We start from the raw sequence: 23,443 nt of genomic DNA, 5'->3' as shown, positions 1-23,443 counted from the left end.
GTAAGTGGATAAAAATTAATTTATTGTAAAATAATTAAAATTTTTAAGGGTGATTATATGAAAGATATTTTTTCTAAGGTCTTAGATTCATTATGTGAAGATAAAGAAATGAGATCCTGTTTTTACTCTATAATAGAATCTTCCTATGATGCCATTATAGTTGAGACATTAGATGGTAAAGTTTTAGACTGGAATAAAGCAGCAGAAAAAATTTACGGATATAATAGCAGTGAAATGGTTGGGACAAGTATTTTTGATATTATACCAGAAGATAAAAAAGAACAGTTTAAAGGCATATTAACAAGAATAAAAAGCGGAGAAAAAATTAAAAACTTTGTAACGGAAAGAATTAAAAAGAATGGAGATAAGATTTTTCTATCCTCCGTTGTAACACCTATAAGAGGTAAAAATAATGATGTTGTTGCAGCTCTATCTATAGTGCGAGATGTAACAGATTTTAAAGCTATGGCAGAGGAACTGCATGAGAGCAATGAAAGATTTAGGGATTTTATAGAAAGTATGCCAGTACTAACATACCTAAAGGACAAAGACACAAGAAACATAGTTTTAAGTAAAAAATTTAGTAGTATTTTAAATTCACCCTTGGAGGAATTGACAGGCAAAACTAATGCGGAGATATGGGGAAAAGAATTAGGAGATAAGATTACTAAGTCTGATATGAAAGCTTTAGAGTTAAAACATGGAGAGTTCACCGAGAAAGAGGAGATTATAAATGTAGATGGAAATCTTCGAAATTATATTACTTATAAGTTTCCAATTCACCAAGTTGATGGAAAAGATTTTATTGGAGGAATAAGCCTTGATATTACTAAAAGTAAGGAATATGGGAAAAAATTAAAATCTAGTTATAAGGAGCTATCATTACTGCATGGAGAGTTATCTAATGCAGAAAAGGAGCTTAGGAAACAGTACAATGACCTTAAAGAAAGCCAAAAATTATTAGAAATAAGTGAAAGAAGGTATCAACTAGCGGTAGAGGGATCAAGTGATGGTATATGGGACATAGATATGAAGAATGAAAAAGTATTTGTTTCAGATAGGTGCAAGGAGATTTTTGACATAGAAGCTGAAGGAAGCAATTTTAGTATTTCGCAATGTAAAAACTATATCTATAAAAATAATAACTCAAAAATTTTTGATAAACTTAAAAGTTATTTGGAAAAGCAGGAGAACCTTTATAGTGATGAAATAAAGATAACAGCAAATAATGATGAAGATAAATATATTTATTGTAGAGGTAAGGCTTTATGGGATGAAAGTGGAAAAGCTACTTATATAGCTGGATCTTTTACAGATATTACGGAAAGAAAAACATACGAGAGAATTATAGAAAATATCGCATATACTAGCGAAGTTACTGGTCTTTATAATAGAACCTATGCAATGAATAAATTCCCTAATTTGTTAAAGGAGCTTGAATATGCTAATGCAAATGCAGCATTAGTTTTTGTTGATATGGACAATTTTAAGGCTATTAATGACACAATTGGACATTTTGCAGGAGATAAATTTCTAAGTAAAATTTCCAATCAATTTAAAAACTTATTAAAAAGAACTGATTATGCATGTCATCTTGGTGGTGATGAGTTTTTGTTTTTACTTACAGGGATAAAAGACAAAGATGAAGTTGAAGAATTTGCTAAAAGACTTCTAAATATATTTAAAAATCCTTTCTCTTTAAATGGACAGAAGATATATTATATTACTGCTAGCGTAGGAATAACTATGATACCGGATTATGGATATGATATGCAGACGCTTTTTAACTACTCTGATGATGCCATGTATTATGCTAAAAGAAACGGAAAAAATAAATATGTATTTTATAGACATAAAATGCAATCAACTATCTATGAGGATACAAAACTATTAAACGAACTTAAAAGGGCTTTACATAACAATGAATTTAAGGTTTTTTATCAACCTAAAATTAAGGTGGATACTAAAGAGATTGTTGGTATGGAGGCGCTTGTTAGATGGCAAAAGGAGGATGGAACTATGGTTCCGCCAAGCCAATTTATCAACTTTGCTGAAGAAAAAGGAGTAATTCTTCCTATTGGAGAACATGTGATGAAAACATCATGTTTACAAAATAAAAAGTGGATAGATAGAGGGTTTAAACCTGTTAGAGTAGCGGTAAATCTTTCAGCTTGTCAGTTAGCAGATGAAAAAATATTTTATAAAATAAAAGATATGTTGAAAGAGACGGGATTGCTACCATCTTATTTAGAAGTTGAAATAACTGAGACAATGATAATAGAAAACTTTGAAGCATCTATTAGAACTTTAAATAAATTAAAAGACATGGGTATAAAGATTTCACTAGATGATTTTGGAACTGGATATTCCTCTTTAAGTTATTTAAAACAGTTGCCTATTAATTCAGTTAAAATAGACAAGTCCTTTATAGATAATATTACACTGGATTTAAAAGAAAGATTTGTTGCAAATAGTGTTATAAATTTAGTTCACGGGCTAGGGTTAACAGTAGTAGCGGAAGGTGTGGAAACAGAAGAACAATTTCTGTTGTTAAAAGATTTAGGCTGTGATGAGATACAGGGGTACTATTTCAGCAGGCCAGTGAGTTTAGAAGAGTTTGAGAAGATGATATAGATAAGGCCGAAAGTTAACTTTCGGCCTTGAAATCTTATTTTTTTGTTGACATTGCAGCTGTTAATTGTGGAATAACCTGTTTCTTTCTTGACATAACTCCAGCTGCGTAAGCGCTATTATTTTCAAGAGTTACTCCAAAGGCTCTCTCAACTGCATCTTTATAAGGACCTACAGCAATTAATTCTGAGCCGCCTTCTAATATATCAGTTACTAAAAGTAATATTAGTCCAAAACCTTCAGACTCACATCTTTTTTCCATTAACTGAAGCATATCTTTTCTTACCACTTCAAATCCTTCAGTATCCATAGTTGAAATTTGGCCAACTCCAACTTTAATATCATTCATTGTAAATGGTTTAAAATCTTGGTTAAGTATTTGCTCTGGTGTTTTTCCTTCTAATGATGAACCGGCTTTAAACATTTCCTTTGCAAATTTTTCAGGATCTATATCAGCTATACTTGCTAATCTCTTTAGTACAAGCTCATCTGTCTTAGTTGATGTAGGTGATTTTAATAATAGTGTATCTGAAATAATAGCTGAGCATAAAAGACCAGCGATTTTCTTAGATGGTCTTATCCCATTTTCGAAGAATAAAGATGCAACTATCGTACAAGTACATCCTACAGGTTCATTTCTAAAGTATATAGGATTGCCTGTCTGAACAGCTCCAATTTTATGGTGATCAATAATTTCTACGATTTCAGCATCTTCAAGACCATGAACGGATTGAGCCTTTTCATTATGATCTACAAGTATTACTTTTTTCTTATCCTTTGAGATTAAGTGATATCTTGAAATGCTTCCAACTATTTTATTTTCAGCATTTACTACTGGATAACTTCTATATCTAGTTTGAAGCATAACTTCTCTTACATCATCAATTAAATCATCAGTTTTAAAGGACACTAAGTTATCCTTAGTCATTACATAGCTAACTGGAATGCTTTGAGTTATTAATCTAGATGTTGTAAAAGTGTCATAAGGTGTTACTATTACTGAACACTTAACTTCTTTCGCTTTTTCCAGTATTTCATCACTTGCACTATGATTACCAGTAATTATCATAAGAGATGCATGACCGTTAATAATAACTGTTTGAGCATCTTCTCTATTACCACAAATTACAATGTCTCCTGCGTCTATAAATTCTTCAGCATTTTCAGGCTCCATAGCAGCAACTACTACTTTTCCAGTAAACTTTGGATTATCTTCTGCTGCATATATGCACTTAGCTGAAAGAGTATCTAGTATATTTTCAAGACTTGTGCCGCTTTTTTCAATTACATTAGTATCCCATATATCCATGTAACAAGAAGTTATATTTGATTGAGAAGCTAAACCTACTAGTGTATCTTCGTCATCAACTACAGGAAGAGTTTTTACATTATTTTTTCTTATCATTGACCAAGCGGATTTCAATGAAGTATCAGGAGAAATAGGAGTAACATTGTCAATATCTAAATCAGCTATCTGTGTCTTAACAGTTTCTATTAGCTTTGGCGCCTTAACACCAAAATAATCTAATGCAAACTGAGTTTCTCTGCTCACATCTCCTAATCTTATTGGAAGTGCATTTACTCCAATTTTGTTTTTAAATTCTGCATAAGATATAGCAGAACAAATAGAATCTGTATCAGGATTTCTATGTCCTGTTATGTATACAACATCATTCATTATTTTTTCCTCCTAAGTTATAGGGTTTCTAACTTCAAAGTTAGCTTTAGAGTTAATTTCCCTATTAATTTCATATTTTTAACTCTTAGTTAGTAAAAGATACTAACATAGAGTAATTATTAGTAATTACATATATTATTATATACAATACTAATATTTTATCAAACACTTTTAAAAAAATTACGACGTAATTTTTTTAGATGACAATTGACAGAGGACAGAGGACAGTGAAGGAGGATTTTTCTCCACTACGTTACGAAAAATCTTTAAATTTATATAATTGAGAATCAATTTTTGAGTTAAGAGTTGAGAATTAAGAGTTGTGGATGATTTTCTTCCCATAGTCAGAAAATCTACAAATTTATTTTATCGTTAAGTTTAAAATTGTTTTTCAACAATCAATCATCAACTGATTAATTATAAACTTTTAAAAATAAAATTATAGATTTCCTGAGGTACGAAGGAAATCCTCATTAACTCTTAACTTATAATAGTTTTCTGACGCAAGGAAGAAAACTCACCTTCACTGTCCTCTGTCAATTGTCCTCTGTCCTCTAAAAATTTTGCATCGCAAAATTATCATAATAACAATATATCAACTCATATACTTAAATAATGAAGGGCAAAATCTTTTTTAAGGGGTGATAAATTTGATTAACGAAAGGGATCTGCATGATGGACTAACACAAGCTGAAGCCGCGAGAAGGCTTAAAAAATATGGACCAAATAGATTGGAAAAGAAAAATAAGGTATCTCCCATTAAAATATTTTTCTCTCAATTTAATGACTTTATAGTCTGGGTTCTTATTGTTGCTACAGCAATATCAGGCTTTATGGGAGAAAAAGCAGATGCAATTACAATACTAATAATCATAATAATGAATGCTGTTTTAGGGTTCATACAGGAGTATAAAACTGAAAAGTCTTTAGAAGCCCTTAAAGAACTAGCTGCTCCTACTGCAAAAGTAATAAGAAGTGGAGTATTAAGAGTAATAAATGCAGAGGAACTGGTTGTGGGAGATTTATTAATACTTGAAAGTGGAGATAGAATTCCTGCAGACTGTATGCTAGTAGAGGACAGTAACTTTATGGCTGATGAATCACTACTTACTGGTGAATCTGTTGGAGTTGAAAAGAGTTCAAGAACTAAAAATAGCTCAATTTATATGGGAACTATTGTGCTTACAGGAAAAGGCAAGGCAAGGGTAATACAAACTGGCATGAAGACAGAAATGGGTAAAATAGCTGGTATGCTTCAGAGCATAGAAAATGATAGATCACCATTAAAAGAGAAGCTTACACAACTTGGAAAAGTGCTAGTTATACTTTGCATTGTTATATGTGTAATAGTAACTTTAACCGGTATATGGAGAGGTCAAGATAAGTATCAAATGTTCCTACTAGGAGTAAGTTTGGCTGTAGCTGCTATACCAGAAGGGCTTGCAGCTATAGTTACAGTTGCACTAGCTCTTGGAGTTTCCAGAATGCTTAAAAGAAATGCATTAGTTAGAAAACTTCCTGCTGTTGAGACTTTAGGATGTACTTCTATAATATGTAGTGATAAGACTGGAACTCTTACAGAAAATAAGATGACAGTTAAAGCTATGTATTTTAATGGCAAAATTTATTATGTGGACAAGGAGTCTATTCCGGAAAATTTATCATTAAAGAAAGCTTTTACATATTGCAACGATTGTAATTTTGATCACAGTGGAGACAATATTGCAAAAAGCCTCTTTGGTGATCCAACAGAAACTGCCCTAATAAAAGCCTTCTTTAAAGAAAATAAAGAGTTAAAAGGTTTTTTGGATAAGGCAAGAAGAGTCTACGATATTCCCTTTGATTCAGATAGAAAGATGATGTCTGTAATAATGAATGAGGGCTCAAAGGAAATATGTTATGTCAAAGGGGCTCCAGAAAGAATAATAAATAGATGCAAATATATATTAGACAAAGGGGAAGTAAAGCTACTTACATCTGATTATAGAGATAAGATATTAAAGGCAGTAGAAACTATGTCCTTCGATGCATTAAGATGTATAGCTGGAGCTTATAAAGATACTGGTATCGTTAAAGGAAAGGGATTAGAAGATAATCTAATATTTATAGGTGTAGCGGGAATTATAGATCCACCAAGAAAAGAGGTTAAAGATGCAGTTTTAAAGTGTAAAATGGCAGGTATAAGAGCAGTTATGATAACTGGAGACCATAAGAATACAGCCTTTGCTATAGGAAAAGAGCTGAACATATGCAAAAATCAATCAGAAGTTATAACGGGAGAGGAACTGGATAAATTAAGCGACAAACAGCTGAGTTCAAAGGTTGATGCTGTCTCTATTTTTGCAAGGGTAAGCCCACATCATAAATTAAGAATTGTAAAAGCTTTTAAGTCTAAAAATAAGATTGTTGCCATGACTGGGGATGGCGTAAATGATGCACCAGCAGTTAAAGAGGCGGATATAGGTATATCAATGGGCATATCTGGCACTGATGTGACTAAAGAAGCTTCATCTATGATACTCTTAGATGACAATTTTGCAACTATTGTTTCTGCTGTAGAAGAAGGAAGAATAATTTATGATAATATAAGAAAGTTTATAAGATATCTTCTTTCCTGTAATTTAGGAGAGGTTTTAACTATGTTTTTGGCTTCTCTTTTCTATTTAGATACACCACTGCTTCCTATACAAATACTATTGGTTAACCTTGCAACAGATGGGCTTCCAGCTATAGCATTAGGAGTAGATCCTCCCGATAGTGACATAATGAGTGGAAAGCCACGACCTAAAAATGAAAGCATATTTGCAAGAGGATTAAGTGAAAAGATAATTGTTAGAGGATCGCTTATTGGAGTATGCACAGTACTTGCCTTTATTGCAGGTAGGTACTATGGTTATGATTTAACTACATGCAGAACATTAGCTCTTTCTACATTAATAATGTCTCAGCTAATACACGTATTTGAGTGTAGATCTGAAAGACATTCAATATTTGAGATAAAGATATTTACAAATCCTTATCTTGTAGGGGCGGTAGCTATTTCTATAACAATGCTTTTATGTGTGCTTTACGTTCCATTTATGCAATCAGTATTCCATACTGCTGGACTTAACTTAGGGCAATGGGGCATAGTAATATTCTTCTCAGGTATAATTGCATTAATAAACAGCTTATATTTATATTTTAAGTAATATAACTTTAAGTTTGTAATTTAAAAATTATGCGACGCAAAATTTTTATAGTTGACAATTGACAGTTGACAGAGGACAGTGAAGGTGAGTTTTCTTCCTTACGTCAGAAAACTATTATATTCTTTAGGCTTGCTTGGCTAAAGCCAAACATTGCCGCATTCTATAAGTTTAAAGATTTTTCGCAGCACAGCGGAGAAAAATCCTCCTTCACTGTCAATTGTCCTCTGTCAACTGTCCTCTTAAAAATAATACGTCGTATTATTTTTAAACTACGGCACAGTTTTTTTAAACTCTTAACTCTTAATTTTTAAATAAAAAAAGAATTGCATATGCAATTCCATTTTTATTTTATCCTTTGAACTTTTTGCACCCTTTGGATTTTGCCTTCCATTGGAACAAGGTCCTTCTTTGTAGTCATATTTCTAATATTTATAAGCTCAATTTGTTCACTGTTTTGTTTTCCTTTTTTACCCTTAAGCCCTTGAGCTAATACTAGATTGCCTTGAGTTACAGGTATAAATTCAGGTTTTTTAAACCATCTATTTCTTGCATAAGTACATTTAACTATATTTTTACTTCTATCAGGTCTAACTAAAATAACAACACTTATTTTATGAAATATCCATAATATAGTTTTCTCAGCAACTTTTACAGATACTACAGTACCCTGTACCTGAGTTAGTCTATCTCCATATTTTTTTAAATAAGCTTTTGAGTAGTATTGAGCAATTTTTTCTTTGAAACTCATGTCTTTAACTCCTTTACGATATATATATTTTATTGAAATGCTGAGTAACCAGCAGTAATTCCAAGTAGAATTTTATGTATATTATAACACAGTATTGTGCTTTTTAAAATATAATCAGTTATTTTTATTATAGTTTTCCCTTTTGTAGCCTTTAGATGTAAAAAAGTATAAATGTTTTTTCTATTTTTTGTGCCTAAATATTATTTTTAAGAATATTATTATAGTAAGCCGTGAAAGGGGGATAGTATATGAAGAAAGAATTGACACCACAGGAGGTTATATACGACTTCAATTTTGATAATATCCATGTAAGAGAAGAGATTAATAATATACCTGAGTATGACGAAGTGTATAAGAAAATAAAAACAGCTTTAGAAATAGATAAGGAAGGATACAACGTTTATCTTATAGATGATTTTTCAAAAGATAAGTTAGATTCTATAATGGAATTTATCAAACAAAATCTAGAAAATAGAGGTAAACCTCAGGATATATGCTATGTTGTAAAAGATGATGAAAAATATCCAAGAGCTTTATTCCTGCCAGGTGGTACAGGAAAAAAACTTAAGGAAACTCTTGAAAATGTGCAAAAGAGCTATGCGGAAATTACCTATGAGTTTTATAATGGATCTGTAAATAAGGAAAAAGAAGAAATAGTAGAAAGCCTCCAACAAAAAAGAAGCGATCTAATAAATAAACTTGTTAAAATGGCAGAGGAAGATGGTTTTACAGTAAGACCTACTCAAAATGGATTTTCTTTCATTCCCTTAAAGAATGAGGGAGAATTAATGAATGAAAAGGAATATGATTCTTTAGAGGTTAAAGAAAAAGAAAGCATATTAAATAAGGTAAGCACTTTGAAGAGCAACGCTCAAGAAATAATTGAAGAATTAAGGGAAATGGAATTAAGTGAAATTGAAAAAATAAGAAGTATTATGGAGGAATATTATAATAAAGAGGCAAAAGACATTAGAAAAGAATATCTAGATGAGTTTGCTGAGAATATAGAGGTTATAGAATTTTTAGATGATATTTGTGACAATATAAAAAAGGAAATTAAAGATATATATTCTATAAGTTATGATGATGATGAAGATGAGATAAATGAAATAATTTACAAGTATGTAGTAAATGTTATAGTTGATAATAGTGACAATAAAGTTCCGCCAGTAATTTTTGAAGAGGATCCTAGCCTTAACAATCTCCTTGGAAGCATAGAATATGAAAATAAGAATGGAACCTATATTACAGATATAAGTTTAATTAGAGGAGGATCATTCTTAAAAGCAAATGGAGGTTGCTTATTATTAAGGATAAGTAGTCTTTTAACTAATCCGGCAGCATATTATTACTTTAAAAAATCTCTTATAAGTGGAAAGGTAGATCTTGATTATAACAGAGGATACCTTGAGCTCTTATCTCTTAGTGGTCTTAAGCCAGATCCTGTGAAATTTAATGAAAAAATAATACTTATAGGGGACTATGAAACTTATGACTTGCTTTATTCTTATGATGAAGACTTTAAAAAGATATTTAAAATAAGAGCAGAATATAAATCTGTACTAAATATAGATGATGAAATAAAACAGGCCTTTTTAGGAAAAGTAAATACTGTATGCAAGAGTAACAAATTAAATCCACTTTCAGCTGGGGCTATGAAAGAGCTAGCAAAATTTGCATCAAGAAAAGCAGAAAATAGAAATAAGCTATTTATAGATGATCATGAGCTGGGAAGAGTTATAATGTTATCTAACAGTAAGGTGAAAAATGATAACAGAACTCAAATTGAAGGCAATGACATCAAAGATATAGTTTATGACGAAGAGCTCATAGAAAGGGAGATTGGTGAAAGTTATAAAGAAAATAAGATATTCATAAATGTTAAAGATAAGCTTGTGGGTCAGGTAAATGGTCTGTCTGTAATAGATACTGGATATTTCAGCTTTGGCAAGCCAATAAGAATAACCTGTTCCTGTTATAAAGGAGATGGCAATATAATAGATGTTCAAAAAGAAAGTGATTTAAGTGGAAAAATTCACAATAAAGCCATAAACACATTAAAAGGTTATATGAACACACTAATTGGCGGATATGAAAAATTACCTGTAGATTTTCATTTAAGTTTTGAACAACTATATGGGAAGATAGATGGTGATAGTGCTTCCGTAGCTGAAGTTATATCAATGATTTCAGCTTTAAGTAAGATAGGAATAAGACAGAATATAGCAGTTACTGGATCAATAAATCAATTTGGAGAGGTTCAACCAATTGGTGGAGTAAATGAAAAAATAGAAGGCTTCTATAAGATATGCAAATTAGTAGATAAGGTAGAAGGCAAGGGAGTGCTGATTCCTGAATCTAATATAGATAGTCTTGTGTTAAATGGTGAAGTGGAGGAAGAGATTAGAAAGGGAAACTTCCACATATATTCTATGGCTAGTATAAAAGATGCTTTAGAAATATTAATGGGCGAAGAAGCCCTTGAATATAAAGAGATAATGAATGGTGTAGAGAAGGAAGTTAAGAAGTACAGAGGGAAGAGAACAACTAAAAAATTAGAAGAGTAAAAAATAGATATTCAACTTAAGTGTTTAATTTATTAGTGGTATTCATAGGGGTAAGGCTTCTGTACTGTTCGATGCACCCCTATGAATACCTTTTTGTTTTGATAACCTTGCAAAAATAAGATTAGTCAGTATATACATTTTATGGTAAGATGTATGTAGTAAGAATAATACTAATTTTAGGAGGAATTTATATTGGATATAAAGTATTATTTATTTACTATAATTATGTTATCAGTACCTATTGTAAAATGGTATCTTATGATTAATTCATTTTTCAAAAGAAAAAGCCTAGGAGCTGCACTAATTAAACTGAAAAATAAATGTATAAAAAAAGAACTTGCTAAATGTGCATTATATTTTTCTGTTCTTATTTACATTATAATTTCCCAATTTAAAATATATTTAAAAGATATCGAGCTAGCTAAAAGAATACATGATCTTCAAAAATACAATATTTATATAGATTATTCGATATATCCAATAGAACAAACTATATGTTTGGCAATCATTGTGGCAATATATTTAATCACATATTTATTTGAACACTTGAGTAATCATTGTATATATGAAAAAGGCGTGTCAAGTATACTTTGGACAATAAAATGGAATGAGATCTCAAGGTATGATATTGAGGATACTTACATAAAAATTAATGCAATAAAACAGTTGTATTTTTTTAAGATAAAGGCTAATATTTTTATCAAGGTTGACCAATTTGAAAAACTCGAGCTTACAAATATTTTAAAAGAACATTTGATTAACACTACTTCTGAGACTGTTGAAACTCTATAATAAGTAAAAGATAGGCTTTTATACTGTGGATACTTCTTCTAAGAGTTTTAAGACAACCTTAGAATTTAGATAGGTGAAAATCCTAAATGGCTTTTCACCTATCTAAGGCTAAGGTTGTCTTAAACTTAAACTTTAGACCGGTTAAAAGTTTTTAACGGACTAAAGATTTAGAAACATAGCATGGGGTATAAGTTAACTTTTATGGCTGAAGATCACCTTAAACGTTAAATCTAAAGTGAACTATATCTCCATCCTGCATAACGTATTCTTTTCCTTCAAGTCTATAATATCCTTTTTCCTTTGCTGCAGCTTCTGAACCTACTTCTATTAATTTATCATATGAAATAATCTCTGCTCTTATAAAGCCTTTCTCTATATCAGTATGAATTTTTCCTGCAGCCTGAGGTGCTTTAGTTCCTTGCTTTATAGTCCAAGCTCTTACTTCCTGAACACCAGCAGTTAAGAAACTCATAAGACCTAGAAGTTTATAGCTTGCATGTATTAATTTATCAAGTCCAGCTTCATCTAAGCCGTACTCGCCAAGCATTTCAGTTTTTTCTTCACCTTCAAGGACAGAAAGTTCCTCTTCAATTTTGGCTGAAATGATAATTACTTCTGAGCCTTCAGTTGCAGCATATTCTTTAACTTTTTTTACATATTCGTTTTCTAAGTTTCCTGAAATTAAATCATCTTCAGAGATATTTGATACATACAGTACAGGTTTAGTTGTAAGTAAAAAATATCCTTTAGCAAGATCTGCTTCATCATCAGTCAATTCTAAAGTTCTTACAGGTTTACCTGCTTCTAAATGATTTTTAATCTTTAGCATTAACTCATGATCAATTTTTGCTTCTTTATTTCCACTTTTAGCTAGCTTAACAACTTTTTCTATTCTTTTATCTATCGCTTCTAAATCTGAAAAAATAAGCTCAAGGTTTATAGTTTCGATATCACGGATAGGATCTACAGAACCATCCACATGGACAACATTAGGATCATTAAAGCATCTTACCACGTGAACTATAGATTCAACTTCTCTTATATGTGATAAGAACTTGTTTCCAAGACCTTCACCTTTACTTGCACCTCTAACTAGTCCAGCTATATCATAGAACTCAATAGCTGTATATATTTTCTTTTTTGTATTATATATTTTTTCAAGTACATCTAATCGTTTATCAGGTACGCTAACTACTCCAACATTTGGTTCAATTGTACAGAATGGATAGTTTGCAGATTCAGCTCCTGCTTGAGTTATAGCATTAAATAAAGTACTTTTTCCTACGTTCGGCAATCCTACAATTCCAAGTTTCATTTGTGTACATTCCTTTCTTAAATTATATTAAATTTTAAGTTTCAAATCTATGAACTAAAAGTTTCCACTTTTCCATGATTTTCACACTAAAATACAAAGGTTTCTAAATTACCTATTAAATTATACTCTAGAAGCCTGGCCATTTCAAGGATAAGAGGTAAATATGTAATTAAATATAGGAAAATGAATCTAAAGGAGAGCTATACTATAATTTAATTTGGTGACTTTTATAGGAAAAAAGAGCAAATAAGTACTGTAATTCGTAAAATAAAAATAATACGACGTATTATTTTTTAGAGGACAGAGGACAGTGAAGGAGGATTTTTCTCCGCTATACTACGAAAAATCTTTAATTTAAAAGAAACTCCTGCTCTTTTGTTTCGCAGGAGTACTCTCTGAGTAAGCGATTCACTCCAAATCAATACGCTGTGTAAGCGACCATCTCAAAATCAGCACTCTGTGTAAGTGACTATCACCAAATCAAAGATTTGGGATATCTACTTAAGATTTTGAATGTCTGCTTAAATTAGCGATGTTTTGCATTAGCAAAACAAGCCTAAAAAAATAAATTAGTTTTCTGACGTGAGGAGGAAAACTCACCTTCACTGTCAATTGTCCTCTGTCAACTGTCCTCTAAAAATTGCGTCGCAAAATTCTTATTTCACGAATTGAAGAAGAAATATATGACTAATGTTCAGTTCGGTCACTCCATTTTTCATAATCACCTCTTAAGTATTTCAAATAAAATTTTTCTTCATCTATTTCACTTGAGGTTCTTATGCCTAAGTTTCTTATTATTGGAAGAGGAGGGCACCAACCTTGTGTTGCATGTTGAAGTAAAAAACCACCTATAGCCCCTGTGAAAAATGGCCAATATTTTTTATTGGTAGTAATAGCTAAAATTGACCCTAAAACAATTAACATAGAGGCATTAGTTTCTAGGACTCTTTCTATATCCCATTCATTATTTAATTCTTTAATGCGATTAGATATTTCTATGTTGCTTCTACCTCTATAATAATTTATATTATCTAAAGTTTCTTCTTTAATTTTTTGATTTGCCTTATCAGAAGTGTGATATTTAACTCTATTAGCTGTGGATAAAAACAAACACTTTTTCATACAGTAAACATCTCCTATATATACTTTAAATTTACTAAATGAAACTCCTTCTCCTTTCGTCGAATGAGTACTCGCTGAGTAAGCGATCATCTCAAAATCAGCACGCTGTGTAAGTGACTATCACCAAACCAGCACTCTGTGTAAGTGATCATCTCAAAATCATAGATTTGGGATATCTACTTAAGATTTTGGATGCCTGCTTATATATAGTTTGCTCCTAATCCATATATTTATCCTATAATTGACTATCATTGAAACCATTCAAAAGTTTGTTAATAAATATAGAGAAACTAACTAGAAAGTCAACTTATATGCCTATATTTGCATATAAGTAGGTTGCTGTTTTCAAATTCTAGAGTTAGCTAAAATATATATCGGAAAATTCTATATGTATATTTTCGACTTTATAGTGCTCATTAGTATATAGTTTTTTGATTTTATTACAGGTATCTTCAAAATTTAAATTGTCAGGAAGTTCAATTATAAACTCAGAACCTTTGCCATATTCGCTAGTAACTTTAATAGATCCTTTATGCATTTCTACCAGATGTTTTACAAGGGATAAACCTATTCCACTACCCTCATGGTCCCGTGTAAAAGATTTATTTACTTGCTTAAACCTTTCAAATATAATTTCTAACTTGCTTTTTTCTATGCCTATTCCCGTGTCCTTTATAGAAATAATAGTATTAGAGCCCTTATCCTGCAAAGTTACCAATATGAACCCTCCAGCATTAGTAAATTTAGTAGCATTTGAAAGAAGATTTAAAACAATTCTTTCAATTTTATCACAATCACAACATATGATTTTTTCCTCAATATCTGTATCAAATATTAAACTTATATTCTTGCTCTCTATATATTCTGCAACTGATACTGTTATATCTTCTACTAGACTTACTATATTGCATCGATCCATATTTAGTTCTAGATATCCAGCATCAATCTTTGTGATATCTATTAAGTTATTTACTAATCTTAATAATCTGTAGCAATTTTGCTGCATACCTTTCGTGTATTTTTTACATATGCAGCTGTTAATACTTTCTGAAGCCCCAACACTACAGTGGTCTATTAATTGAAGAGAACTAAATATTATATTTAGAGGCGTTCTTAGTTCATGAGAGATATTTGCGAAAAACTCTGTCAATCTTCTTTCAGCATTTTTTCTTTCGGTTATATCTAATCCTGAACATATGATATTTTTTATTGATCCATCTTCATTTGTTACTATTTTACTATTCCAAAGTATAGTATGCAGAGAATTGTCTTTAAAAATTAAGGTGCTTTCTAGCTGAGGCAAAGTATCTTTTGTATCTATTGACAACATAAAGTTTAGCAGCTCTTTTCCAGCGTCACCGGGATAAAGAGTTTCCATCCAGGCGTAGCCTAATACTTCTTTTTCAGAATAGCCCCAAAGCTCTTGCGTATATCGGCTGAACTGTGTTAATTCTCCACTGGAATTAAACACACATAATACTATATTTGCATAGTCTATAATTGCTTTAGAAAAAACTTGTGCACTTTTTAAGCTAGCTTCAGCAGATTTTTGATTAGATAAATCTGTTAAAGACCCAGCCACTCTTATAGGAATATTGTTATGCCAGGTAGCAGCACCTCTAACTAGTACCCATTTATCATATCCCCATTTGGTTCTAATTCGTACCTCTTTAATAAAATGGTCAGATTTATTGTCTAAGTGATTATAATATTCACTCCAAAAAGAATCTATATCATCAATATGAATAATTTTGTCTAAATGATTAATTAATGATTTAAGTTCACCGTTACTATAACCTAAAATTTCTATAAATCTTTGTGAAAAATAGACAGTATTATCTAAAAAATTTATATCCCAAATACCATCATTAGAGCCATGGAGAGCTAGTCTATACCTTCGTTCAGATACTTCTAACTTTTTTTGTGCTTGTAATAATTTTAATTGACTTAAACCCATTTCTCCAATCATTTCAGATAAATCTTTTAAAAACTTAAGAATTTTTATGTACTCTTTTTCCTTTACAACAGGAACTTTTCTTAGTGCTTTCAAATATTCTTTTTCATTGAAGCCAAATTCGTCAGCCTGTTTTTTAAAGTATTCTATGTCTGGCTCTTCGAAGTGAATTTGCCCAGCGTATATAATAGCAAGGAATTTTCCTTCTATTATTATTGGAGTACCTATCTCTATAAGTCCATTTTTACATTTATAGCTTATAATTTTTTCACTTCTTGCAAAAGGCTCAAAGGCCTGTTTATCACTTTCAATACAACGAATACTTGACTTAGGATTTGCTCTATGAAACTTTGTACAAATATCGCTCCAAGCTGTAGATGTCAATATATCACCATTTATAGAGACAATTCCTGTGGCAATACCAGTTGCAGTGTAAAAGCTATTTAGCAATTTTTGAAGTTGAGGTATACTTATAAGATCAGATAACTGATAGTCCATTATAATCCCCCATTTAGTAAATTTAAAATACTTAATGTATAAAAGTTCTACATATTACTTTAAATTCCTCCTAGTTGGCGATTAATATTTGACTTTAAAGAACCTAATAACCTTTGATAAACACACAACTTTAGCCGAACTGACTCAGCACTGATAAGTAGATGGTGAAAAGACATTTAGACTTTTCACCAACATAAGGAAATAATATTTTCTAAAACATTATTTTCTTCCAAGGTACATACCTATGCATATACCTTTCATAAAACTGTATCCTATAATTGCTGCAATGCACACTTTTTCACTTTTATTAAGACAGCGCATATGGTGATGCTTAAACATATGTTTCATTATACTATTACCCATCATACTGAATCATCCTTTCCTTATTTTAAAAACTCCTATACATTATTATTCTAAAAGTAGGTACTTTTTATAAAAAAATATTAAGGGTTAAATGCCTTAATGTGGAAAAGGCTAAAAGATAATATTTATGTATAATTGTAGAATTAAGGCTAATATGGAATAGATATGTAGATAATTAAAAAATATATTGTAAAGTGTTGAAAAACTGAAGTCGATAAAGGTAGAAAGAACAATTTTAATAGACTTAAAAAATATATTAAAAAAAGATTATTTAAAAGAGGAATTTTTATGTTAATATAGAATATGTAAACTCAGTGGTTAAAAGTGGAGCAAAGTGGAGGAAAATAACAAAATTGGGGTGCAAAGATGTTTATAGGTGAATACGAGCATGCCTTAGATAGTAAAAATAGAATAATTGTACCTTCAAAGTTTAGAGAAGAGCTTGGAAACAAGTTTATACTCACAAAAGGATTGGATGGTTGCTTATATGCATACCCCTTAAGTGAGTGGGAAATATTAGAGCAAAAGTTGAAAAACCTCCCATTAACAAGTAAGAATGCCCGAGCCTTTGTTAGATTTTTCTTTTCAGGAGCTAATGAGATTGATATGGACAAGCAAGGAAGAAGCTTAATTCCACAAAATCTTTTGGAATATGCAAAGGTAAAAAAGGAAATAGTAAGTATTGGGGTATCCAATAGAGTAGAAATTTGGAGTAAGGAGAACTGGGAAGAATATAACAATTCAAATATAGACTTTGATGAAATTGCAGAACAGATGAGTGAACTTGGAATTTAGAGATATAACAGAATTGATAGTAGTGGAGGAAATAGTTATGGAATTTAAACATGTATCAGTATTATTAGAAGAAACAATAGAAGCACTTAATATAAAAGAAGATGGTACATACGTAGATTGTACCTTAGGTGGCGGTGGACATTCATTTGAAATTCTTAAAAGATTATCTTCAAAAGGAAGACTTATAGGAATAGATCAAGATACTTGTGCACTAGAAGCGGCACAAGAAAGATTAAAAGAATTTGATAATGTAACTTATGTTCATAGCAATTTTTATAATATAGATGAAATTTTAAAGGATTTAGGAATAGAAAAAATCGATGGCATAATGATGGATTTAGGAGTTTCATCTTATCAATTGGATGAAGGTGAGAGAGGCTTCAGCTATATGAAGGATGCACCTTTAGATATGAGGATGAATAGAGATGACACACTTTCTGCCTATGATGTAGTTAATAGCTACAGTGAACAGGATATATCTAGAATAATAAAAGAATATGGTGAAGATAAGTTTGCCAAAAGAATAGCAAAATTTATTGTACAAAGAAGAGAAAGAGAAAATATAAAAACTACAGGGGAGCTCGTAGAAATAATAAGAGAAGCTATTCCAGCTAAATTTCAAAAGGAGGGACACCCGGCAAAAAGGACCTTCCAAGCTATAAGAATTGAAGTTAATAGAGAGCTTCAAATATTAAATAAAGCTGTAGAAGACAGTGTAGAACATTTAAATAAAGGAGGTAGAATAGCAGTTATAACATTTCATTCACTAGAGGATAGAATAATAAAAACTAAGTTCAAGCAATTAGAAAACCCATGTACATGTCCCTCAGATTTTCCAGTTTGCGTATGTGGAAAAAAACCTTATATAAAAATTATAACTAAAAAACCTATTGATCCTTCAGAAGAAGAGATGAATGTAAATTCAAGGAGCAAAAGTGCTAAGCTCAGGGTATCGGAAAGAATATAGTTCTAAATTTTAGGTGAGGTGAATAAAGTGATAGTGGTAAATGAAGAGAGCTTCATACAAGGTAATACCGTTCTACAGCCTGAATACAGACCTTATAGGGATAACCAAAGCCATGAAGAAGAAAACAAAAAGGAAAAGTTAAGAAAAAAAAGAAAGGCTAAAAAAAGACTCAATAATAAGGTGAAAGTAATAAGAAACATTGTTTTAACATTTGTAGTTGGATTAGTACTTATAGGAAGATATTGTGCTATTTATAATATGCAGATGGAATTAAATTCAACAAAACATAATATAAATGAAATTAATAGAGAAAATGAAAATTTAAAGGTTGAACTTGTTAAATACAATAATTTACAATACATTGAGGATATAGCAATTAATAAACTTCAAATGTTACCACCAGATAAAGGGGCGGCAGTTTATACAAATTTAGGCAAAGAAAACATTAAAATAACAGAAAAGAAAGCGCAGGATAAAGTAGAGAAAGAGAACATTTGGAATAAGCTTACAAAATTACTGTTTTAGATGAAGATTTATCAGTTTTACCACTGAAAAATTAAGAAAGACAGCAGAAAAAAACTATTTTTCGTTTGATTTGTTTTTATAGTAATTTTAACGGGGGTAAACAGGTTGTCAAAAAAGGAATACAGAGATAAAGTTATTATACGAAAAAGAATGATAGTTGTTTTCAGCTTTCTTTTCTTAGCCTTCTGCTTGATGTTTGGTAGGATGTTTTACATAATGGTATATCAGTCTCATAAATTAAAATCCCTAGCGATAGATCAATGGACAAGCGAGGTAAAAATTGATGCTAAAAGAGGAAGGATACTTGATCGTAATGGCCGTGAACTAGCAGTAAGTGCTAACGTTTATAGAGTAGATTTAGATATGAACACCTTAAGAGACACTATGAAAGAGAAAAAGTTGTCCCAAGATGAGATAGCAGAAAAGCTTAGTGGGGCTTTAGCCATGGACAAGGGTGAGGTTTCAAAAGTATTAGGTAAAACACTTCCAGGGGGACTTCCTCTTGGCTCAGCTACATTAAAAAGAAGGATTGAAAAAGAAGAAGCTGATAAGGTCAGGAATTTGGACTTAAGAGGAGTACTAATATCAGCTGATACCAAGAGATATTACCCTAATAATAATTTTTTAGCTCATGTGCTTGGGCATACTAATTCAGATGGAAATGGACTAACCGGTGTTGAGCTTAATTATAACAAAGAGTTATCCGGCACTCCAGGAGTTAGAATTGCAGAGACTGATAGAAAGAGTAAGGAACTTCCATACACAATTTCTGAATATACTAAGCCAATAGATGGCAAAGATGTAGTTTTAACAATAGATGATATGATTCAACACTTTGTAGAAAAAGCTGCAGACCAAGCACTGAAGGATAATCAGGCAAAGGCTGTCTCTATAGTTGTTATGGACCCTAAAAATGGAGAAGTACTTGCTATGGTTAACAAACCAGATTATAATCCAAATGACCCTTGGATTAAGGATATGTCCTACGATGAGCTTCAAAAAAGCTGGAGAAACAGGTCCGTAAGTGATACTTTTGAACCTGGGTCAATTTTCAAGGTAATAACAGCAACGGCAGCTTTAGGAGAAAATGCTGTTAGTGAAAATGATAAGTATACCTGCGGCGGAAGTTTTACTGTAGGGAAAAAAATAATACATTGTTGGAAAACTTCTGGGCATGGAGAACAAAATTTTGTTGACATACTTAAAAACTCCTGTAACGTTGGTTTTGCTTCAGTTGGTAAAAAAGTAGGTAAAGAAAATTTATATAAATATATTAAAAAGTTTGGCTTTGGAGAAAAGACAGGCATAGATTTACCGGGAGAAGCAAAAGGAATTATAAAAAAGCCTGAGAACATAAGTGAGATTGATTTAGCTACTATATCCTTTGGACAGACTAATACGGTTTCACCTATTCAGTTTATTACTGCCTTTAACGCCATAGCTAATGGTGGAACTTTGATAAAACCTCACGTTATGAAAGAAATATCTCATTATGACGATGAAAAAGATAATAAAGTTATCGATAAGCAGTTTGATATTTCAGGAGATAATAGTAAACAAATAATAGATGCTAACAAAGCTTCACAGCTTAGAGGGTATTTAGAAAAAGTTGTTTCAGAAGGTGGCGGTAAAAAAGCCTTTATAGAAGGGTATCATATAGGTGGAAAAACTGGAACAGCTCAAAAAGCAGGTCAAGGAGGGTACCAACCAGGAAAATATATATCTTCATTTATAGGCATGGCGCCTGCAAACGACCCTAGAATAACAGTCTTAGTGTCAATAGATGAACCGGATCCATCTAATTACTATGCTGGTCAAATAACAGCACCAGTAGCACAGCAGGTATTTAATGATATATTTAATTATCTAGCTATGAAGAGTGATGCAGATAGCCAGGATATTGCTAGAAGCATGCTAAAGGATGTAGTTATACCAGATGTAAGGGGCATGAAGAAAGCTGATGCCGAAAAGGTTCTTAAAGATCAGCATTTAGATAGTGAGTCTGATTCTAATGGAGAATATATTGTGGATATGAATCCAAAACCAGGATATACGGTGAAGGAAGGTAGCAAAATTATTCTTTACACAGGCAGCACACCAAACTATAATAAAGTAGTAGCAGTTCCAGATGTTACGGGATTGAGTAGAGATAGAGCTGTTGCTGTATTTAATAGTGTAGGACTTAAAGCAGACTTTGAGGGAGATGGGATGATATCGGAACAAAGTGTAGAACCAGGAAAAGAAGTTGAAAAAGGAACGGTTATAACTCTTCATACGGAGATATTAGGAGACTAAAAATAAATTACAAAGTAACTTTAGGCATGCAATACAGAATAAATATGTGTTGCATGCCAATATTCTGTATAAACTACAATACATATGTGAAGAATTAAGCTACAGAGAACTGAACTTTAAAGTTGCTTTATACTATAATTTAAGTTGATAATTTTTGTGTAAAAACAATTGACAGAGGACAGAGGACAGAGGACAATGAAGGAGGATTTTTCTCCGCTACACTGCGAAAAATCTTTAATTGTATTATAAATCGACGTTTCACATTAGTGAAACGAGTCTTAAAATATAATAGTTTTCTGACGCTAGGAAGAAAACTCGCCTTCACTGTCCTCTGTCAATTGTCAACTGTCAACTTAAAATAAGGGGTGTATACTATGAATTTAAAACAGATTCTAAGTGGAATAGACTATAAAATAATAAAAGGCAGCGATGATTTAGAAATAAGAGAAATCCAGTATGATTCAAGAGAAGTTAAGGATGGAGATTTGTTTGTATGTATTGAAGGGTATAGTACTGATGGGCATAAGTATATAAATAGTGCTTATAGCAAAGGGGCACAAGCAATTATATGCAGCAAGGATGTAGAAAGTATACCAGATTGTACTGTAATAATGGTTGAGGATAGCAGAAAAGCACTAGCTTTGGCAGCAGCTAACTATTATGATCATCCTGCAGATAAGCTAAAGGTTATGGGAATAACTGGAACTAACGGGAAAACTACATCTACATTTATGATAAAGTCTATATTGGAGGCTGCAGGACACAAAGTAGGGCTTATAGGCACAATAGCAAATTACATAGGAAACAAAAAAATACCTTCCCATAGAACCACTCCTGAGTCGCTAGAGCTTCAAAAGTTATTTAAAGATATGATAGATGATGGAGTAAGTTACTGTGTTATGGAAGTATCATCACACTCACTATACCTTGATAGAGTTTATGGAGTTAAGTTTGCCCAGGCAATATTCACTAATTTGACACAGGATCATCTAGATTTTCATAAAACCTTTGAAAATTATTACGATGCTAAGCTTATTTTATTTAAAAATACTAAAAATTCAGTTGTAAATATAGATGATGAATACGGGAACAGAGTGTATAAGGACTCTAAAGGGAATAAAGTTACTTATTCCATAGATAATCCTTCAGATGTTTGGGCTAAAAATATACATATGCATTCTAGAGGTGTGGATTTTGATGTAACATACAAAAATGAAATGACGCATATAAATTTAAATATACCAGGTAAATACAATGTAATGAATGCTCTGGGATGTGTAGGTGCATGTTTAGGCGAGGGAATATCAATAGATATTGTAAAAAAAGGCTTGGAAAGTATGCTCTGTGTACCAGGTAGATGTGAAATAGTTACTCAAAATTATAATTTAGGCTATGAGGTAATAGTGGATTATGCTCATACCCCTGATGGATTAGAAAATATATTAAAAACTGCAAAAGAATTCACAAAAGGAAAACTTATAAGCGTATTTGGTTGTGGCGGAGATAGGGACAACACTAAGAGGCCAATTATGGGTAAAATAGGTACAGAACTAAGTGATTTAGCGGTTATTACTTCTGACAATCCTAGGACAGAAGACCCTATGTCTATAATAAAGGAGATAGAAAAGGGCGTTCAAAAAGATAACTATATTGTAGTAGAAAATAGAAGAGATGCCATTAAGAAAGCTATGGAATTAGCAAAAAAAGATGATGTAATTGTAGTAGCTGGAAAAGGACATGAGGATTATCAAATACTAAAGGATAAAACTATACATTTTGATGAAAGAGAAGTTATAGCTGAAATAGTTGAAGAACTTAAAAAATAGTTTAATTTTAAGAGGACAGTTGACAGAGGACAGAGGACAGTGAAGGTGAGTTTTCTTCCTTACGTCAGAAAACTAATTTGTTTTTTTAAGTTTGTTTTGCTAAAGCAAAACATCGCTAACTTATATAAATTTAAAGATTTTTCGTAGTGTAACGGAGAAAAATCCTCCTTCACTGT

The 23,443-nt window shown here is 31.5% G+C and carries 15 protein-coding genes; 9 read left to right on the top strand and 6 right to left on the bottom strand.

What is annotated here, in order from left to right; all coding sequences use genetic code 11:
• The first annotated feature begins 57 nt into the window (after positions 1-57).
• Positions 58-2,634: an EAL domain-containing protein gene (locus I6U51_RS10345; RefSeq protein WP_211142572.1), complete on the top strand. Its 2,577-nt coding sequence runs from the start codon at positions 58-60 to the stop codon at positions 2,632-2,634.
• A 34-nt stretch (positions 2,635-2,668) separates the two neighbouring features.
• On the opposite strand, the gene I6U51_RS10340 is transcribed toward I6U51_RS10345, so the two are convergent.
• Positions 2,669-4,309 (bottom strand): putative manganese-dependent inorganic diphosphatase, encoded by a 1,641-nt coding sequence (locus I6U51_RS10340; RefSeq protein WP_211142571.1) that lies wholly within the window; start codon positions 4,307-4,309, stop codon positions 2,669-2,671.
• 650 nt (positions 4,310-4,959) lie between these two features.
• Here I6U51_RS10340 and I6U51_RS10335 point away from each other — a divergent pair.
• Positions 4,960-7,500 (top strand): calcium-translocating P-type ATPase, PMCA-type, encoded by a 2,541-nt coding sequence (locus tag I6U51_RS10335; RefSeq protein ID WP_246517237.1) that lies wholly within the window; start codon positions 4,960-4,962, stop codon positions 7,498-7,500.
• A 343-nt stretch (positions 7,501-7,843) separates the two neighbouring features.
• Here the strand turns inward: I6U51_RS10335 and I6U51_RS10330 are convergent, their stop codons facing one another.
• The gene (locus I6U51_RS10330) at positions 7,844-8,248 is read right to left on the bottom strand and encodes a hypothetical protein (protein WP_211142570.1); all 405 of its coding nucleotides are present in this window, start codon (positions 8,246-8,248) and stop codon (positions 7,844-7,846) included.
• A gap of 248 nt (positions 8,249-8,496) precedes the next feature.
• Between I6U51_RS10330 and I6U51_RS10325 the strand changes: the two genes are divergently transcribed.
• Entirely contained in the window at positions 8,497-10,815 is a 2,319-nt protein-coding gene (locus I6U51_RS10325; protein ID WP_211142569.1) for an AAA family ATPase, read from the top strand.
• Between the two features lie 192 nt (positions 10,816-11,007).
• Positions 11,008-11,607 (top strand): hypothetical protein, encoded by a 600-nt coding sequence (locus tag I6U51_RS10320; RefSeq protein WP_211142568.1) that lies wholly within the window; start codon positions 11,008-11,010, stop codon positions 11,605-11,607.
• 217 nt (positions 11,608-11,824) lie between these two features.
• Here the strand turns inward: I6U51_RS10320 and ychF are convergent, their stop codons facing one another.
• The 4 genes from ychF to I6U51_RS10300 all read right to left on the bottom strand — a co-directional run bounded on the left by ychF (position 11,825) and on the right by I6U51_RS10300 (position 16,862).
• Positions 11,825-12,922, bottom strand: a complete 1,098-nt coding sequence (gene ychF, locus I6U51_RS10315; RefSeq protein WP_211142567.1) for a redox-regulated ATPase YchF — start codon at positions 12,920-12,922, stop codon at positions 11,825-11,827.
• A gap of 687 nt (positions 12,923-13,609) precedes the next feature.
• Positions 13,610-14,044, bottom strand: coding sequence for a YgaP-like transmembrane domain (locus I6U51_RS10310; protein WP_211142566.1), 435 nt, complete (start codon positions 14,042-14,044; stop codon positions 13,610-13,612).
• A 358-nt stretch (positions 14,045-14,402) separates the two neighbouring features.
• Positions 14,403-16,496: a PocR ligand-binding domain-containing protein gene (locus tag I6U51_RS10305; RefSeq protein WP_211142565.1), complete on the bottom strand. Its 2,094-nt coding sequence runs from the start codon at positions 16,494-16,496 to the stop codon at positions 14,403-14,405.
• 219 nt (positions 16,497-16,715) lie between these two features.
• A complete protein-coding gene (locus I6U51_RS10300; RefSeq protein WP_211142564.1) occupies positions 16,716-16,862 on the bottom strand; it encodes a hypothetical protein in 147 nt (48 codons plus the stop codon).
• A gap of 363 nt (positions 16,863-17,225) precedes the next feature.
• Between I6U51_RS10300 and mraZ the strand changes: the two genes are divergently transcribed.
• The 5 genes from mraZ (at position 17,226) to I6U51_RS10275 (ending at position 23,267) form a co-directional block, all read left to right on the top strand.
• Positions 17,226-17,654 carry a division/cell wall cluster transcriptional repressor MraZ gene (gene mraZ, locus I6U51_RS10295; RefSeq protein WP_211142563.1) on the top strand — a complete coding sequence of 143 codons (429 nt, stop codon included), beginning with the start codon at positions 17,226-17,228 and terminating at the stop codon, positions 17,652-17,654.
• Positions 17,655-17,691: 37 nt separating this feature from the next.
• Positions 17,692-18,621, top strand: coding sequence for a 16S rRNA (cytosine(1402)-N(4))-methyltransferase RsmH (gene rsmH, locus I6U51_RS10290; protein WP_211142562.1), 930 nt, complete (start codon positions 17,692-17,694; stop codon positions 18,619-18,621).
• Between the two features lie 27 nt (positions 18,622-18,648).
• The gene (locus I6U51_RS25320) at positions 18,649-19,146 is read left to right on the top strand and encodes a septum formation initiator family protein (RefSeq protein WP_211142561.1); all 498 of its coding nucleotides are present in this window, start codon (positions 18,649-18,651) and stop codon (positions 19,144-19,146) included.
• 105 nt (positions 19,147-19,251) lie between these two features.
• Positions 19,252-21,441 carry a stage V sporulation protein D gene (locus I6U51_RS10280; RefSeq protein ID WP_211142560.1) on the top strand — a complete coding sequence of 730 codons (2,190 nt, stop codon included), beginning with the start codon at positions 19,252-19,254 and terminating at the stop codon, positions 21,439-21,441.
• A gap of 374 nt (positions 21,442-21,815) precedes the next feature.
• Positions 21,816-23,267, top strand: a complete 1,452-nt coding sequence (locus I6U51_RS10275) for a UDP-N-acetylmuramoyl-L-alanyl-D-glutamate--2,6-diaminopimelate ligase (RefSeq protein WP_211142559.1) — start codon at positions 21,816-21,818, stop codon at positions 23,265-23,267.
• The last annotated feature ends 176 nt before the right edge of the window (positions 23,268-23,443 follow it).

The sequence above is a fragment of the Clostridium aciditolerans genome (assembly GCF_016316925.1).
GTDB classification, from domain to species: domain Bacteria; phylum Bacillota; class Clostridia; order Clostridiales; family Clostridiaceae; genus Clostridium_AM; species Clostridium_AM aciditolerans.
The sequence above is the reverse complement of the archived record's forward strand: the minus strand, read 5'-3'. Positions and strand labels throughout refer to the sequence as shown.

Excerpts from the sequence above, each read along its gene's own strand:
- I6U51_RS10300 (WP_211142564.1), bottom strand. The coding sequence starts at position 16,862 with ATGATGGGTAATAGTATAATGAAACATATGTTTAAGCATCACCATATG.
- I6U51_RS10310 (WP_211142566.1), bottom strand. The coding sequence starts at position 14,044 with ATGAAAAAGTGTTTGTTTTTATCCACAGCTAATAGAGTTAAATATCAC.
- mraZ (WP_211142563.1), top strand. The coding sequence starts at position 17,226 with ATGTTTATAGGTGAATACGAGCATGCCTTAGATAGTAAAAATAGAATA.
- I6U51_RS10330 (WP_211142570.1), bottom strand. The coding sequence starts at position 8,248 with ATGAGTTTCAAAGAAAAAATTGCTCAATACTACTCAAAAGCTTATTTA.
- I6U51_RS10325 (WP_211142569.1), top strand. The coding sequence starts at position 8,497 with ATGAAGAAAGAATTGACACCACAGGAGGTTATATACGACTTCAATTTT.
- I6U51_RS10345 (WP_211142572.1), top strand. The coding sequence starts at position 58 with ATGAAAGATATTTTTTCTAAGGTCTTAGATTCATTATGTGAAGATAAA.
- rsmH (WP_211142562.1), top strand. The coding sequence starts at position 17,692 with ATGGAATTTAAACATGTATCAGTATTATTAGAAGAAACAATAGAAGCA.
- I6U51_RS10275 (WP_211142559.1), top strand. The coding sequence starts at position 21,816 with ATGAATTTAAAACAGATTCTAAGTGGAATAGACTATAAAATAATAAAA.
- I6U51_RS10340 (WP_211142571.1), bottom strand. The coding sequence starts at position 4,309 with ATGAATGATGTTGTATACATAACAGGACATAGAAATCCTGATACAGAT.
- ychF (WP_211142567.1), bottom strand. The coding sequence starts at position 12,922 with ATGAAACTTGGAATTGTAGGATTGCCGAACGTAGGAAAAAGTACTTTA.
- I6U51_RS10305 (WP_211142565.1), bottom strand. The coding sequence starts at position 16,496 with ATGGACTATCAGTTATCTGATCTTATAAGTATACCTCAACTTCAAAAA.